Origin of the sequence: Serratia plymuthica NBRC 102599, assembly GCF_001590925.1 — a bacterium.
Lineage (GTDB): Bacteria > Pseudomonadota > Gammaproteobacteria > Enterobacterales > Enterobacteriaceae > Serratia > Serratia plymuthica.
The window spans coordinates 204,089-219,766 of sequence record NZ_BCTU01000011.1 but is presented as its reverse complement, the minus strand read 5'-3'; the positions used below and the strand labels follow the sequence as shown (position 1 = coordinate 219,766).

Annotated in this window: 13 protein-coding genes; 2 read left to right on the top strand and 11 right to left on the bottom strand. The window is 54.9% G+C overall.

What is annotated here, in order from left to right; all coding sequences use genetic code 11:
* Positions 1 to 69: 69 nt before the first annotated feature.
* Positions 70 to 558, bottom strand: coding sequence for a nicotinamide-nucleotide amidase (gene pncC / locus SPL01S_RS08260; protein WP_063198786.1), 489 nt, complete (start codon positions 556 to 558; stop codon positions 70 to 72).
* Between the two features lie 250 nt (positions 559 to 808).
* Between pncC and SPL01S_RS08255 the strand changes: the two genes are divergently transcribed.
* Positions 809 to 2,194: an MFS transporter gene (locus SPL01S_RS08255; RefSeq protein ID WP_063198784.1), complete on the top strand. Its 1,386-nt coding sequence runs from the start codon at positions 809 to 811 to the stop codon at positions 2,192 to 2,194.
* 34 nt (positions 2,195 to 2,228) lie between these two features.
* On the opposite strand, the gene chbG is transcribed toward SPL01S_RS08255, so the two are convergent.
* From chbG to SPL01S_RS08230, 5 genes are all read right to left on the bottom strand, one after another.
* On the bottom strand, positions 2,229 to 2,990 hold the full coding sequence (chbG, locus tag SPL01S_RS08250) for a chitin disaccharide deacetylase (RefSeq protein ID WP_063198781.1): 762 nt from the start codon (positions 2,988 to 2,990) through the stop codon (positions 2,229 to 2,231).
* 153 nt (positions 2,991 to 3,143) lie between these two features.
* On the bottom strand, positions 3,144 to 4,007 hold the full coding sequence (gene chbR, locus SPL01S_RS08245; RefSeq protein WP_062869668.1) for a transcriptional regulator ChbR: 864 nt from the start codon (positions 4,005 to 4,007) through the stop codon (positions 3,144 to 3,146).
* The gene (gene gmuD, locus SPL01S_RS08240) at positions 4,007 to 5,392 is read right to left on the bottom strand and encodes a 6-phospho-beta-glucosidase GmuD (RefSeq protein ID WP_063198779.1); all 1,386 of its coding nucleotides are present in this window, start codon (positions 5,390 to 5,392) and stop codon (positions 4,007 to 4,009) included. Before gmuD ends, chbR begins: the two co-directional genes overlap by 1 nt.
* 48 nt (positions 5,393 to 5,440) lie before the next feature.
* Positions 5,441 to 6,802, bottom strand: coding sequence for a PTS N,N'-diacetylchitobiose transporter subunit IIC (gene chbC / locus SPL01S_RS08235; protein WP_013811541.1), 1,362 nt, complete (start codon positions 6,800 to 6,802; stop codon positions 5,441 to 5,443).
* 11 nt (positions 6,803 to 6,813) lie between these two features.
* Complete coding sequence (locus SPL01S_RS08230) at positions 6,814 to 7,131, bottom strand: PTS sugar transporter subunit IIB (protein ID WP_006317708.1); 318 nt, start codon at positions 7,129 to 7,131, stop codon at positions 6,814 to 6,816.
* Between the two features lie 864 nt (positions 7,132 to 7,995).
* Between SPL01S_RS08230 and mutS the strand changes: the two genes are divergently transcribed.
* Positions 7,996 to 10,551, top strand: coding sequence for a DNA mismatch repair protein MutS (gene mutS / locus SPL01S_RS08225; RefSeq protein WP_063198777.1), 2,556 nt, complete (start codon positions 7,996 to 7,998; stop codon positions 10,549 to 10,551).
* 80 nt (positions 10,552 to 10,631) lie between these two features.
* Here the strand turns inward: mutS and rpoS are convergent, their stop codons facing one another.
* From rpoS to truD, 5 genes are all read right to left on the bottom strand, one after another.
* Positions 10,632 to 11,630 (bottom strand): RNA polymerase sigma factor RpoS, encoded by a 999-nt coding sequence (gene rpoS / locus SPL01S_RS08220; protein WP_004950287.1) that lies wholly within the window; start codon positions 11,628 to 11,630, stop codon positions 10,632 to 10,634.
* Positions 11,631 to 11,684: 54 nt separating this feature from the next.
* Positions 11,685 to 12,671, bottom strand: a complete 987-nt coding sequence (gene nlpD, locus SPL01S_RS08215; protein WP_062791335.1) for a murein hydrolase activator NlpD — start codon at positions 12,669 to 12,671, stop codon at positions 11,685 to 11,687.
* A 325-nt stretch (positions 12,672 to 12,996) separates the two neighbouring features.
* On the bottom strand, positions 12,997 to 13,623 hold the full coding sequence (locus tag SPL01S_RS08210) for a protein-L-isoaspartate(D-aspartate) O-methyltransferase (protein WP_006323650.1): 627 nt from the start codon (positions 13,621 to 13,623) through the stop codon (positions 12,997 to 12,999).
* Entirely contained in the window at positions 13,617 to 14,378 is a 762-nt protein-coding gene (gene surE / locus SPL01S_RS08205; protein ID WP_006323649.1) for a 5'/3'-nucleotidase SurE, read from the bottom strand. The genes SPL01S_RS08210 and surE overlap by 7 nt, the downstream gene beginning before the upstream one ends.
* Before the next feature lie 250 nt (positions 14,379 to 14,628).
* Positions 14,629 to 15,675: a tRNA pseudouridine(13) synthase TruD gene (gene truD, locus SPL01S_RS08200; RefSeq protein WP_063198774.1), complete on the bottom strand. Its 1,047-nt coding sequence runs from the start codon at positions 15,673 to 15,675 to the stop codon at positions 14,629 to 14,631.
* Between the last annotated feature and the right edge of the window lie 3 nt (positions 15,676 to 15,678).

The window sequence follows — 15,678 nt, the reverse complement described above, 5'->3', positions numbered from 1 at the left end:
CACGGAATGTATGTTGTGCAGGAAATGTCGCTAATTATACTGTATGGTCATACAGTATCAAGCCTAATTTTACAAAAATTCGTCAAGTGCGGTTTGCAGCGCGAAGATCGTCGCCTGAAGCCGCACTGCATCACGATCGCCGGCAAATTGCATCTTGTGCGCCAACACCTGCCCAGAGCGTTCGGCGAAACCAAACCATACGGTACCCACCGGTTTTTCCACACTGCCGCCGTCCGGGCCGGCAATGCCGCTGACCGACAGCGCCAGGCTGGCCTGCGCCGCGTGTAATGCCCCCTGCGCCATCTCGCGAACCACTTCCTCGCTCACGGCACCGTGAGCGGCAAGAGTCGCTTCAGCCACGCCCAGCAACTCGTGTTTCGCCGCGTTGCTGTAGGTGACGAACCCACGATCGAAGTAGGCGGAGCTGCCGGCAATGTCAGTAATGGCTTTGGCGATGCCGCCGCCGGTACAGGATTCCGCACAGGTGATCCACAGACCTTTGGCCTTCAGTTTTTCCCCTACGGCAATGCTGAGTTCCCGCAGCTGATTTTCACTCATAATCCCTCCATAGCGAATCAGGTATATGCGCCCGATAGTAGCACTTATCAATACCTGGCCGACGGCGCGATGACATAAATGCGCAGTGCTTCGCAGGAGAGGCAGTGTTAAGCCGTGGGTCAAACTGCTAGTATCAAATGTAACGCGCGGGTTACGAGAGGCGTTTCCAGATGAGGGATCTCACAGGGCTGTCTATGCTGCCGGCATGGCTGGCCCCAGGCAAACCAGGACAAAAGATTAGGATGATAGAGTGAAAAAAACGTTAGGCGTCTTCTTTCCGTTGTATACCACCACCCTGCTGATGTTGCTGGGTTCAGGGTTGCTCACCACTTACATCTCCCTGCGCTTAACCTCAATCCACGTCACCGGCGCGCTGATCGGCGCGATTATCGCCGCCAACTACATCGGCCTGGTGATCGGCGGTAAAGTCGGTCATTTCCTGATTGCCCGCGTCGGCCATATCCGCGCTTACGTCTCCTGCGCCGGCATCATTACCGCCGCAGTGCTGGGGCACGGCCTGACGGAATACATTCCGGCCTGGGTGGTGCTGCGCCTGATTATCGGCCTGTGCATGATGTGCCAGTTTATGGTGCTGGAGAGTTGGCTGAACGACCAATCGGAATCCAATCAGCGCGGTAGGGTTTTCGGTTTCTACATGGCGGCCACCTACCTGGGCATGTCGCTGGGCCAGGTGGTTCTGATGCTGCAGACCAATCTCGGCATCACCACTTTGTTGGTGATCGCACTGTGTTTTGCACTCTGTCTGGTGCCAATCGCCCTCACCACCCGCACCAATGCGCGTCATATGTCACCGGCGCCAATGGAACTGCGCTATTTTATCGGCGCCATTCCCAAGGTACTGGCGACCACGCTGGTGATCGGCATGGTCGTCGGCTCTTTCTATGGGCTGGCGCCGGTCTACGCCAGCATGCAGGCGCTAACTACCCAACAAACCGGCCTGTTTATGGCGATCTCCATCTTTGCCGGGCTGGTGGCGCAGTTCCCGCTCAGTTGGCTGTCAGATCACTATAACCGTACGCTGTTGATGCGCATCAATGCCATTTTACTGATCGTGGCGGCGCTGCCGCTGGCTCTGGTGCCACACATTGATTTTCCGGTGCTGCTGGTGGTGGGGTTTATCGTCAGCATGCTGCAATTCACGCTGTATCCACTGGTCGTGGCATTGGCGAACGATCTGATCGAACCTGAGCGACGCGTATCGTTGGCAGCCTGTTTGCTGATGGCATTCGGCGTCGGCACCAGCATCGGGCCACTGGCGGTCGGTGCGCTGATTCAGCCCCTGGGCGGCAACATTCTGTATGCGTTCTTCTCGCTTTGCGGCGTGCTGTTGGTGGCCTTTAGCCGTACGGTAAAAGAAGACGAATCGCAGTTTGTGCAGGATGCGCCGTTACCGCATATTCCCCTGCCGGACAGTCTGACCAGTTCGCCGCTTTCCCCGGCACTGAACCCAACCTTCGATGAGCAGATCATCCACGATACCATGCCGCCTCCGGAGGCCGCACCGGATCCGGTAGATGATCAACCCAGCGAAACACCGGCAGCGGAGGAGCCCATCCCGCAGGGCGCAGACCCCGATGAAGATACGGGGTTGAAAAAGGCCCACTCGATGCTTTAATCATCGGCCCCTTCTTGGAGCCGGTATCCGCGTATCACAGATCCAGGAAGGATCCCAGGCGGTAACCGCGCTCCGCAATCGCGTTTTTAATGCCTGACGCGGTCAATACCTCCACCTCCGCAAGCCGCGGATAGCAGTATTTGCTCTCCAACAGGGTCTTATCCAGGAATGCCGGGTGGCACATCAACTCTACTGAGCCGACGCCACGTTCGTCGGCCCGGTCAAGCACCTGCAAAAACAGGGCTTCGGATATAGCCTCGCCATAAAAACCCGAATCAAACCACTCGGTGCTGCGATCACAACGCAACGGAATGCCTTGTCGATCCACTGCCTGGCGGTCAATACGCAGCGGAATGGATTTGGACTGAGCGAAGGCTTCCACCAACGGATAGATCTGCGGCAGCATGTGCGCATGATGGTGGCTGTCGATATGAGTCGGCGCTTTACCGAAAACGGCCGTAAACTTGTCGTACTGCCCCACCAGCTCATTGTAGATTTCGTCCAAATCCAACATTGCAGACTCGGCCCTTTCCCACAGCCACTTACCCAATTCCCCCCGCTCATTGACCAATGACGGCATGGCGGTCAAGGGGCGCCCATGAGTCAACACAAAGTGCAGCCCCACCTGCAGCCCAGGAAAAATCCTGTTTAACTGCGCCGCGTGGTGTACATCCTCGCCATTCACCATGGCGGTAGTTGAAGAGACTACCCCATAGTGAAACGCCTCGATAATGCCGTAGTTCTGGCCCTTGCTCAGGCCAAAATCGTCGGCGTTCACTATCAGTAACTTTTCCATTTTGGCATCCATTTAACAAATTTTTGGCAAGGGGAAGCCGTCCGTCTGGTACGGCAGGTCCCCTTCACGTCTACAAAGAAACTTATTTCATCAGGCTATGAGTGGCCTGAAAGGTATTCGGAATATCGGCGTTAATGCTTATCGGGAGCGGCCCTAAATAGGGCCGTAGAACTTTTTTCGGTAATTACCTGGGGTGACTTCGGTGAGTCTTTTAAAGTTTTTAATAAACAGGCTCACGTCACCGTAGCCTGAATCGAAGGCAATATCCGACACGGAATAGTTCGTCACCTCAAGCTGCGTTTTGGCGAAATTGATGCGGATTTCATTAATCACCTGCATCGGCGTTTTATGGTAGTAACGCCGCATCGCCCGGGTCAGGTATTCCTGCGTTTTCCCCGACAGCTCAACCATATTCAGTAGCGCCTTTTCGCCAAACATCGCTTTATCATGCATGCCCGCCAGCGTGTTCCTCAGCCATTGGGGAATGTCATCGCCTTCGCCGCACTCTTCCTTGTAATGACGGATACGGCTGACGATATAAAAAGTCAGCGTTTCCAGGAACTCGGCAAAGTCATCTTCGCGAAACTGCGGTGAGCCGACCACCGACTCGATATAGGCCAAAAACTCGTTCTTGAGGCTATAGGCCTGCGAGGCGACAAAACAGCGCGGTAAAAGCTGCAGGTAATGCTCCTCAAAGAAGACCTTGCCGACCGCCACGTTGAAAATTTTCGCGGCGCCAAACTCGTAAAAGCTTTGGTGACGTGAGCCGATAGGGATAAAAACAAAGTCTCCCCGCTCCAACAGCACCCGCTTGCCGTTGATCTCCTGATAGCATTTACCGCTCAGGACAATGGTGAACTCATAGTAGTCATGCTGATGCAGCCCGGTCGCGCTCTCCACCTTGTTATAGATAAACAGATGAAAGTCTTTGCAGTTAAAAAAATCCTGCTCCCGAATCAGCTTAACGTCGTTCGCATTCAGCGAAACCTGATTATCAGTCACCGCATACGCTCCCATTAGTCGAAACCGTTTTGTCTGGCCGTTTCGGCAAACCAGTAGCCGCTCTTTTTAAGCGTGCGCCGTTGGTTTTCCCTATCCAGCCTGACTAGTCCGTAGCGATTCTTATAGGCATTGAGCCAGGACCAACAGTCAATAAAGGTCCATAAGTGATACCCTTTGCACTGAGACCCCTCTGCCAGCGCCTGATGCAACCATTTGAGATGATCGCGTATAAAGTCAATGCGATAGTCATCCTCCACCCGGCCGGAAGCGCCGATAAAGGCTTCCTCCCCCTCTACGCCCATGCCATTTTCTGAAATATAGCAGGGAATATTGCCGTAGTTTTCTTTCAGGTCCATCAGAATGTCATACAGCCCTTTTTCGTAGATCTCCCAGCCCCGGTGCGGGTTAATCTTCCGGCCCGGCATCTCATAGTAGCTGAACAGATCTTCCGGCATCGTCACCCTATCGGTGGTCCGAAAACCTTCTTTCGCTTTAACCCTGCGAGGCTGGTAATAATTGACGCCCAGGATATCCACAACCCCGTCGGCAATCAGCTGTGCATCCTCAGGCTTGGTCTGTGGTTGCAGCCCGTTGGCTTTCAGCAAATCCACCAATTCTTGCGGATAACGCCCTTTTGTTACTGGATCGAGGAAGCTCTTGTTCAGCAACAGATCCGCATAGTTGGCCGCCAGGAGGTCTTCCTGGCGGGTCGAGCGGGGATAGGTCGGGCTCAGGTTCAAAATAATGCCTATCGTGCCCTCGTTACCCAGTGCCCTGAAATGACTCACCGCTTTGGCGTGCGCCAGAACGCTGTGATAAGCCACCACGACGGCCCTTTTGAAATCGACCACGCACGGATAATGCAGGTCGTTCAGATAGCCCGCCTCAACCGGCACAATCGGCTCATTGAACGTGAACCAGTGGGTGACTCTGTCGCCGAACAGAGTGAAGCAAGTTTTGGCGTAGCGAGCATAGGCTTCGACCACAGCCCTGCTTTCCCAGCCGCCTTTCTGCTGCATGCACAGCGGCATATCGAAATGGTAGAGATTGATAAATGGCGTGATGCCCTGCGCTAACAGGCTATCAATCAGCGCATTATAGAAGGCGACCGCTTTGGGGTTCACTTCGCCATCACCATCAGGTATCAGCCGGGACCAGGAGATGGACGTTCTGAAGGTGTTATGCCCGAGCGTTTTTAACAGCAGGATATCGTCGCGGAAATTGTCATAAAACGTAGACGCCTCGGAGGGACCCACCTGATGATGAAAACGTTCGGGGGCGGTTTCATGCCAGTAATCGAAGATGTTCCGGCTTTTGCCATCCCGCGCAGAGGCCCCTTCCGACTGCGGCGCAGACGTGGCGCTTCCCCACCAGAAATCGTCAGCAAAGTGATATTTCATTCAAACGCCCCTAAAACCGGGGCAGCAGACGCTGCCCCATTCCGACAGTTAGAATTTCAGCGCCTTGGCGATATCTTCTTCGCTCTCGGTCGCCTGATCGATCTGGCTTTGCGCCTTGTTGGAAATCATTACGAACGGCAGGTAAATCAAGGTCGCAACGCCCAGGTTGAAGAAACTCAGCAACATGGCGACGATGCTGCCGTTGGTGTTGAAAAACGCTCCCAACCCGACCGGCATCGTCCAGGGCGCAATGTTGGTGATGGGCGGGATCATCCCGGTGTAATAGGCCACCGTGGTGATAATCGTCAATACCGGTTGAACCAGGATGAACGGAATGAACATCACCGGGTTCATAATCACCGGCAGACCAAACAGGATAGGTTCATTGATCTGGAAGATGCCCGACGGGGTAGCCAGCTTGGCAACCTGACGATAGTCTTCACGGCGTGAGGCGATAAAGATGGCGATAATCAGCCCCAGCGTCGAACCGGTCCCGCCAAGGTAAATGTAAGAGTCCACAAAGGGTTTCGCCCACATATGGAACTCTTTGCCCGCAGCAACCGCCGCCTCGACGGAACCGTACTTGTTGTAAAGCTCCACGTTCTCCAGCGCGAATGGCGTCATGATGCCGCTGTCCAACGCCGCCAGCGCCATCGAGCCATGCACCCCAAAGAACCACAGCAGCGAGGAGAACATCACATACACCCACCCCACCACGCTGCCCATTTTCGCCAGCGGAGCCGAGATGCTGTCCATAATGATTTGGTGGAAGTTGGTGCCCCACAGCGTCAGGCAGTAAGCCAGCACGCCCATAATCGACAGGATAATAAAGCCGGGGATCAACGCGGAGAAAGAGCGTGATACCGAAGAAGGTACACTGTCCGGCAGGCTGATCACCCAATTGCGGCGCACCACAAAGGCAAACATCTCCGCCACCACCAGGCCGATCACCATACCGGAAATGATGTTGGCGCCCCCCAGCCAGTTCGCCCCCACGGCGTAGGCTTCACCCACGCTGAACGGCGTTACGGTCATGAAGGCCGCAACGGCCAACAACGCGGCTGCCAGCGGATCAACCTTTCTTTCCTCAGCTAACGCCATACTGATAAAAAAGGGCGTCATCAGGGACATGATCCCCAGGGTGCCGTTATACACGCTGCCACCGATGCTTTTCAGGCCATTCAGCGTTTCAATGGTGGATGCATCCAACCGCACTCCCAGGGAGAAGAAGAACGATCCCTCACCGAAGCTGAGAAACACGTTGTTGATCAGAACGAACATCGCACCGGTCAGCGTCAGCGGCATTAACCGGATAAACCCGTTTTTGATGGCATTAACATGGGGTTGCTTACCAATTTTCACGGCAAAGGGCAAAATGACCTTTTCCAACGAGGCAATTAACGTATTCACGGCAACGCCCCTTATTGGTTAGCTTTTTTTATTGTGGCAACCGCCGCCTTCAGCACCCCAAGGCCATCGAGTTTGCCGTACAAAACGGAGTCGATCACTTCGACCGGCTTATGCGGCAACTGTTTCTGCACTTCGGCAAGCGTGTAGGCAATTTGTGGCCCCAGCAGGATCACATCTGCCTCAGCGCCTTTCTCCGCAGCCAGAGCTTCGGGATAAGCGGCAATGATCACCGGCACCTCGTACTTCTCCGCTTGCGCTTTCATTTTTGAAACCAGCAGAGAGGTGGACATACCGGCAGAACAGAACAGATAGATTTTTTTCTTTTCCATACCAAGCACCTTGAGATAATCAAAAAAGCCACATGTCATTTGTATGCCAGATGCAATGACGATTGCCCTACGCACTTTCCTTGTGAAGACTCCATGAATGTTGCCCTGGTTGCGAACAGTATACGGAGCCGCGGGCGCGGATAAGTAATTCACCGCTCTACATAACCGTCTCTCCTTGACCTGACAGCTTGACCCTCTTCACATTTCGGGCAAAAAAATTATGTGATCGGCTTAACAAATAAATACACATGACGAAATAAAAACGAAGGGAACCATTAAATATTATCTATAAACAATAAGTTGTAAATACACATGCTATATATATGCCTTATCGGCGGCTTTGTCTTATAGCCTTCAAGGTAACAGTATAAAATAGTTCATAGTTGATTATGGCGCGGTACAGGGAGCATCCGAAAATCTGTAGCGAACAGGCATGCGCCAACGGAAAGGGGAAAGTAAAACAGCGAAGGGAAAAATCATGGAACTTTGGTGCCGACCGGCAGATTGATCTGCAACTTCATCCTTTCATTGCAAGCCAACTTTGCGCAAAGCTTCCAATTTTTACCTGTGACAGCGGATTGCCCACTGGGCTAGTATAGCGGTGGAAAAAGGTCCTCTATTCGTAGCGCTTCAAGTAACACGCAAGCCTCATCATCTTGATGACCCGGGCGACAAAAATTTGCCAGCCTGTTTGCCTGTCATATAAGCTCCGTTTTAGACCAACTGATTGATTTACATGAGCTATCGTCTATTTTGCTCGCAACCCACAGATTTAGTGATTTTTTGTGAAACGGCGTGATACCTAATGATGACAATGAAAATCACAATTAACTTTAAATTCAATGGATTGGAAACGGTAACGTTATGACCAGCACCGATAAACTCGATTCACACACGCCGATGATGCAGCAGTACCTGCGCCTTAAAGCGCAGCATCCCGAAATTCTGCTGTTCTACCGCATGGGCGATTTCTATGAGTTGTTCTACGATGACGCCAAACGCGCTTCTCAACTGCTGGATATTTCGCTGACCAAACGCGGCGCTTCGGCGGGTGAGCCAATCCCAATGGCCGGCGTGCCGCACCACGCGATCGAAAACTACCTTGCCAAGCTGGTTCAGCTCGGCGAGTCCGTCGCCATTTGCGAACAAATCGGCGATCCGGCGACCAGCAAAGGCCCGGTCGAGCGCAAAGTCGTGCGTATCGTCACGCCCGGCACCATTACCGACGAGGCTCTGCTGCAGGAACGCCAGGATAACCTGTTGGCGGCGATCTGGCAGGATGCGCGCGGTTTCGGCTACGCCACGCTGGACATCAGCTCAGGCCGTTTTCGCGTCGCCGAACCGGAAGACATTGAAACCATGGCGGCCGAGTTGCAGCGCACCAATCCTGCCGAGCTGCTTTATCCGGAAACCTTTGAACACATGGCGCTTATCGAGAAGCGCCACGGCCTGCGCCGTCGTCCATTGTGGGAGTTTGAACCCGAAACCGCACGCCAGCAGCTTAACCTGCAATTTGGCACCCGCGATCTCACAGGTTTTGGCGTGGAACAGGCCCATCAGGCATTACGCGCCGCCGGCTGTCTGTTGCAGTACGTCAAAGATACTCAGCGCACGGCATTGCCGCATATCCGTGGCATCACCATGGAGCGTCAGCAGGACGGCATCATCATGGATGCCGCAACGCGGCGTAACCTTGAACTGACCCAGAGCCTGTCTGGTGGCAGCGAAAATACGCTGGCTGCCATTCTCGATTGCACCGCAACGGCGATGGGCAGCCGTATGCTCAAGCGTTGGCTGCATATGCCGACCCGCGACATCAAGGTGCTGAACAACCGCCAGCAGGCGATTGGCGCGCTGCAGGATCTGTATGCCGATCTGCAGCCTTCGCTGCGGCAGGTGGGCGATCTGGAACGCATACTGGCGCGTCTGGCGTTGCGTACTGCCCGTCCGCGCGATTTGGCACGCATGCGCCATGCATTCCAGCAATTGCCGGATATTCACGCTCTGCTCCAGGGTGTGGAAACTCCGCATGTGCAACATCTGTTGTCGCAAGTCGGCCAGTTTAATGAACTGCAGGATCTGCTGGAACGAGCGGTGGTTGAAGCCCCGCCTGTGCTGGTGCGCGACGGCGGCGTCATCGCCCCCGGTTACAACAGCGAGCTGGATGAGTGGCGCGCATTGGCCGACGGCGCCAGCGACTATCTCGACCGGCTGGAGATCCGCGAACGCGAAAAGCTGGGGCTGGACACGCTGAAGGTGGGGTTCAACGGCGTGCACGGCTATTACATCCAGGTCAGCCGCGGACAAAGCCACCTGGTACCTATCCACTACGTGCGCCGCCAGACGCTGAAAAACGCCGAACGCTATATTATTCCTGAACTGAAAGAGTATGAAGACAAGGTCCTGACCTCCAAAGGCAAAGCGCTGGCGATCGAGAAAGGCCTGTATGACGAACTGTTCGATTTGCTGCTGCCGCACCTCGGGGAATTGCAGCAAAGCGCCGCTGCGCTGGCTGAACTGGACGTACTGGCTAACCTGACGGAGCGTGCGGAAACGCTGAACTATACCTGCCCGACCATGAGCGAGCAGCCGGGCGTGCGCATTACCGAAGGCCGACACCCGGTGGTGGAGCAGGTGCTGAGCGAGCCGTTTATCGCCAACCCGCTGTCGCTGTCGCCTCAGCGTCGAATGCTGATCATTACCGGCCCCAACATGGGCGGTAAAAGCACCTATATGCGTCAAACGGCGCTGATCGTTCTGATGGCGCACATCGGCAGCTACGTGCCGGCAGCCAAAGCCGTTATCGGCCCGGTGGACCGTATCTTTACCCGCGTTGGCGCCGCGGACGATCTGGCCTCCGGCCGCTCTACCTTTATGGTGGAGATGACCGAGACGGCCAATATTCTGCATAACGCCACCGAGCACAGCCTGGTATTGATGGATGAAATCGGTCGCGGCACGTCGACCTACGACGGCCTCTCCCTGGCCTGGGCTTGCGCAGAAAACCTGGCCAGCCGCATTAAGGCCATGACGTTGTTCGCCACCCATTACTTCGAACTGACGACCCTGCCGGAGAAAATGGAAGGTGTGGTTAACGTTCACCTGGATGCACTGGAACATGGCGACACCATCGCCTTCATGCATAGCGTGCAGGACGGCGCGGCAAGTAAAAGCTATGGTCTGGCGGTTGCGGCGCTGGCCGGTGTGCCGCGCGAGGTGATCAAACGCGCACGCCAGAAGCTGCGTGAGCTGGAGGCCATCTCCAGCCATACCGCCTCCGGTACCGTTGACGCCACACAGATGACGCTGCTGAATGAAGAAACCTCGCCGGCGGTGGAAGCGCTAGAGGCGCTGGACCCGGACTCTCTGTCGCCGCGCCAGGCGCTGGAGTGGCTTTACCGCCTGAAGAAGATGGTGTAAATCCGCCGGCGCTACGGGCATAAAAAAACGGTGAGCATAATGCTCACCGTTTTTATTTTGATGCGATTCAACTGCCGACGTTATTCGCGGAACAGCGCCTCAATGCTCAGGCCCTGCAACTGCAGAATTTCACGCAGGCGACGCAAACCTTCAACCTGGATCTGGCGAACGCGTTCGCGAGTCAGGCCAATTTCACGGCCCACATCTTCGAGCGTCGCCGCTTCGTAGCCCAACAGGCCGAAACGACGAGCCAGCACTTCACGCTGCTTGGCGTTCAGTTCGAACAGCCACTTAACGATGCTCTGTTTCATGTCATCGTCTTGCGTGGTGTCTTCCGGACCGTTGTCTTTCTCGTCAGCCAGAATGTCCAGCAGCGCTTTCTCTGAATCACCGCCCAACGGCGTATCGACGGAAGTGATACGTTCGTTCAGACGCAGCATACGGCTGACGTCATCGACCGGCTTGTCGAGTTGCTCGGCAATCTCTTCAGCGCTCGGTTCATGATCCAGTTTATGAGAAAGCTCGCGCGCCGTGCGCAGATAGACATTCAGTTCTTTAACGATATGGATAGGCAAACGAATGGTTCGGGTTTGGTTCATTATCGCCCGTTCAATCGTCTGACGGATCCACCAGGTTGCGTAAGTTGAGAAACGGAAACCGCGTTCCGGGTCAAACTTTTCCACTGCACGGATCAGGCCGAGGTTGCCCTCTTCAATCAGATCCAGCAGCGCCAGGCCGCGATTACTGTAGCGACGGGCGATTTTCACCACCAGCCGCAGGTTGCTTTCGATCATTCGGCGGCGGGACGGCACATCACCGCGCAGTGCACGCCGCGCGAAATAAACCTCTTCCTCTGCGGTAAGCAGCGGAGAATAACCGATTTCACCCAGATAGAGCTGCGTCGCATCCAATACGCGTTGGGTAACGCCTTGAGACAGCAACTCTTCTTCCGCTAAATCACTCTCACTGGCCTCTTCTTCGACCAGTGCTTTTTCGTCGAATGACTCCGCTTCCGTTGCGTTCTCGTCGAAATCCGCATCATCCTGTAACTCGTTAACTTTCAGCGTATTTTGGTTCATATGCTGCTCCTACCCGTGATACCGCGAGCAGAATATCAGCGTATTCTGCCCAATCTATCGCTGCGGAAGAAAACGCAGCGGGTTTACGGATTTCCCCTTGTAACGAATTTCAAAATGCAAACGTACTGAACTGGTTCCGGTGCTACCCATGGTGGCTATTTTTTGACCCGCCTTCACTTCTTGTTGTTCCCGGACCAGCATTGTGTCGTTGTGAGCGTAGGCGCTCAGGTAATCATCATTGTGTTTGATGATGATCAGATTACCGTAACCCCGTAAAGCGTTGCCTGCGTACACTACGCGACCATCGGCGGTAGCGAAGATAGGCTGCCCACGGGAGCCGGCGATATCGACACCTTTATTCCCACCTTCTGATGAGGAAAAGTTATCAATAATCTTACCGTCAGTTGGCCATCTCCAGCTACTCACTGGCGAGCTGTTACTGACGGTGCTGCTCACTGGTGGAGCAACGACCGGTGCGGTAACAGGTGCTGCTGCGGTGGTTGCCGCTACTGCACCCGCTGCAGGTAACATTTTACCTACATTCTGTTTACCCGAATTATCAGAATACGCGTTAGTTGATGGAGAATCAACCGTTGCAGTTTGTATCTGCGTAGTGGAAGGCGGCTTCGGAACACCGCCGCGGGTTGCGTCTGTCGCCGCCAGCATGCCACCGTTTCCGTTCGCAGAACCATTACCAAGCTGAATGCTTTGACCCACATTCAAACTGTATGGCTCAGGAATATTATTACGTTGCGCCAGGTCACGGAAATCGTTCCCGGTGATCCACGCGATGTAAAATAGCGTATCGCCTCGTTTTACCGTGTAGGTATTACCGCTGTAGCTCCCTTTGGGGATTGAATTGTAACTGCGGTTGTAAACGATACGCCCTTCAGGGCTGGCGTTTGCTCCGGCGTTGCCGGATGCAGCGGCTCCGCCACCGCCCACACTACTGATAGGGGCTGATGTCGATGCATCATTCGTACAACCCGCCAACCACAAACTCACCATCGTACACACCGCAACCCGGCGTAAAGTAATCATTGGGCTTCCCGTGCTCATGCTTCCCCCATGACAGCAATATCAGCGATATATCCAAAATACCCTTTACATCGTAGCTGAGCTTTTACCACTCTCTCAGTTTCTGCGATGAAAGGTGCCCGCGGCCGATCCCTGAATGCCAGGAAATCTCCTGCCGGAGCCTCAAAACAGCGCGCCAATGCTAACCACATTAGCGATGCCGCACCATAAGACAACTACGCAGAAAGGCAATTGTATTGAAAATTAACTTTATTGAAACGTTAAAACCTTAACCAGGCGTGATGAAAGTGCAACAGATTTCGTTTTACGCCTAAAATTCAGACAATCCTTAGGCCAGCTCACCCTTCACCAGCGGCACAAAACGCACCGCTTCGACGGTATCGATGACAAAATCATTACCCTGACGTTGAATACGCTTGAGAGTTTGGGTCTGTTCGCCCACCGGCAACACCAGAATGCCGCCGTCGTCCAGTTGCTCCATCAGCGCCGGTGGGATCTCCGGCGGCGCGGCAGTCACGATAATGGCATCAAACGGGCCGCGCGATGCCCACCCCTGCCAGCCGTCGCCATGACGCGTGGACACGTTGTGAAGATCGAGCTGTTTCAAACGGCGCTTGGCCTGCCATTGCAGCCCTTTGATACGTTCGACGGAACAGACATGTTGCACCAGATGCGCCAGAATAGCGGTTTGATAGCCGGAGCCTGTACCGATCTCCAGGACTCTCGACGTTGGCGTCAGATTCAACAATTCGGTCATTCGCGCAACCATATAAGGTTGGGAAATGGTTTGGCCTGAGCCGATAGGCAGCGCAGTATTTTCATAGGCTTTGTGTTCAAGCGCTTCGTCAACAAAGCGTTCACGCGGTACCGCCTCTATCGCTTGCAGCAACCGTTCTTCCTGGATCCCCTGTTGACGCAGTTGCGTCAGCAATGTTTGCATACGCTTGTTCACCATTCCCCGCCAACCCCTGCTTTGGTTAACCACGTTTTTACCACGTCCTGGGCCGCATAGGCGGTTAAATCCACCTGCAATGGCGTAATCGCCACATACCCTTGCTCCACCGCGGCGAAATCCGTGTCTGGCCCGGCATCAAACTTATCACCCGGCGGCCCAATCCAATAGAGGTTTTGCCCACGCGGATCTTGCTGGCAGAACACTTTGTCGGCCGGGTGACGGCTGCCGCAGCGGGTCACGCGAATGCCTTTGATCTGGTCCAGCGGTAAATCCGGTACGTTAATATTCAGAATTTTTCCTGTTCGCAACGGTTCACGCTGTAAAGCGCGCAGCACGCGGCAGGTGATAGCAGCTGCAGTAGCGTAATGCTGATGGCCATTCAACGACACGGCCAACGCGGGCAAGCCCAAATGGCGCCCTTCCATGGCGGCCGCTACGGTGCCGGAATAAATAACGTCATCGCCAAGATTGGGGCCGGCGTTGATACCGGAAACCACGATGTCCGGCGCAGGCTGCATCAAGGCATTCACGCCCAGATACACGCAGTCGGTCGGCGTTCCCTGCTGCACTGCAATGTCACCATTGGGCAACGTCAGGGTACGCAGCGGTGATTCCAGCGTCAGCGCATTCGAAGAGCCGCTGCGGTTACGATCGGGCGCCACAACCTGCACCTCAGCGAATTCTCGTAGCGCCGCCGCCAGCACCTGGATACCAGGGGCGGTAACACCGTCGTCATTACTCAGCAATATCCGCATAAGAGGTTGTCTTCTTTTATCTCTCTCACCCACGCAGCGTTTCACGCAGCCTGGCATTTAAATACTCGCAATAGCCGCCCAAAAGGCGGTACTTAACCAGCAGATATTATGTTTACTCCCCCCGGCGTGTCCAGTAACCAAGGGGAAAGACGAATTTTGACCGCCCAGCCACTGGCAGGTCAAAACCCCCCAAGTTTCACGGTCACCCTTCGCCAGACGAAAAAAAACCTGCCTCTGCAGGTTTTCTTTATTACTCGCTAATGTCCGCGTCACTGCTCTCTTGCCGCATGATTTCGCGCACCACGCTGGTGGCAAAACTGCCGGCCGGCAGCCAAAAGCGCAATTCAACGGTGGCATCGTCCCACCAATTCCACTGCATCTTTTGCGGCTGCAACAACAGCGCGCGACGAGCCGGATCAACGCGTTCCCGCTTTAACAACGCCATCAGCTCCGGCTGTTCCGCCAAACATTGCTGTTCAACGTTCAGCGCTTCCCCGGCGGTGCCCGGTTCGCCGTCGCCCGGCAACGGTGCGGTAATCAACAGTTCACCGGCATCCAGCCGCTGCTGCAACTCAGCCAGTTCGTCCGGTTTGGCGACAAACCAACTGCCGCGGCCGGTAAGTTGCAGCGCATCCCCTTCCAGCACCGTGCGGTGCTGTTGATTGGCCAAGCGTCGGCTGGCGATCAGGTTAAACAGCGCGCTGCGGCTGGCGGAAAGATAAAAACTGCGCTTGCTGCGTTCTTTAACCCGGATCTCATCATTCGCCCAGCGGCGCGCCATGACCAGGTTATTACCACCGCGACCAAAACGCTGGCTGCCGAAATAGTTCGGCACGCCACCCGCCGCAATGGCCTGCAGGCGCTGTTCCACATCCTGACGATCGGAGATCTGACGCAGCACCAGAGTAAAAGCATTGCCTTTCAGCGTACCGATGCGCATTTTTCGCAGATGGCGGGCACTGGCCAGCACTTCGCAGCCCTCCAGCGAGAACTGGCTGAAATCAGGCGTTTCTTTGCCCGGCAGATGCAGGCAGAACCATTGTTCGGTCACCGCATGGCGATCTTTCAGGCCGGCGTAGCTGACCGAACGGGCGTGAATGCCGGCGAAACGCGCCAGATAATCGGCGACAAACTGGGTGTTACATCCGTTCTTGCGGATGTTCACCAGCACATGTTCGCCTTCTCCGTCCGGCGCAAAGCCCAGATCTTCCACCACCACGAAATCTTCCGGGCTGGCTTTCAGCACGCCTGTACTTTGCGGCTGGCCGTGCAGCCAGGTCAAATTAGCCATATCCATGCG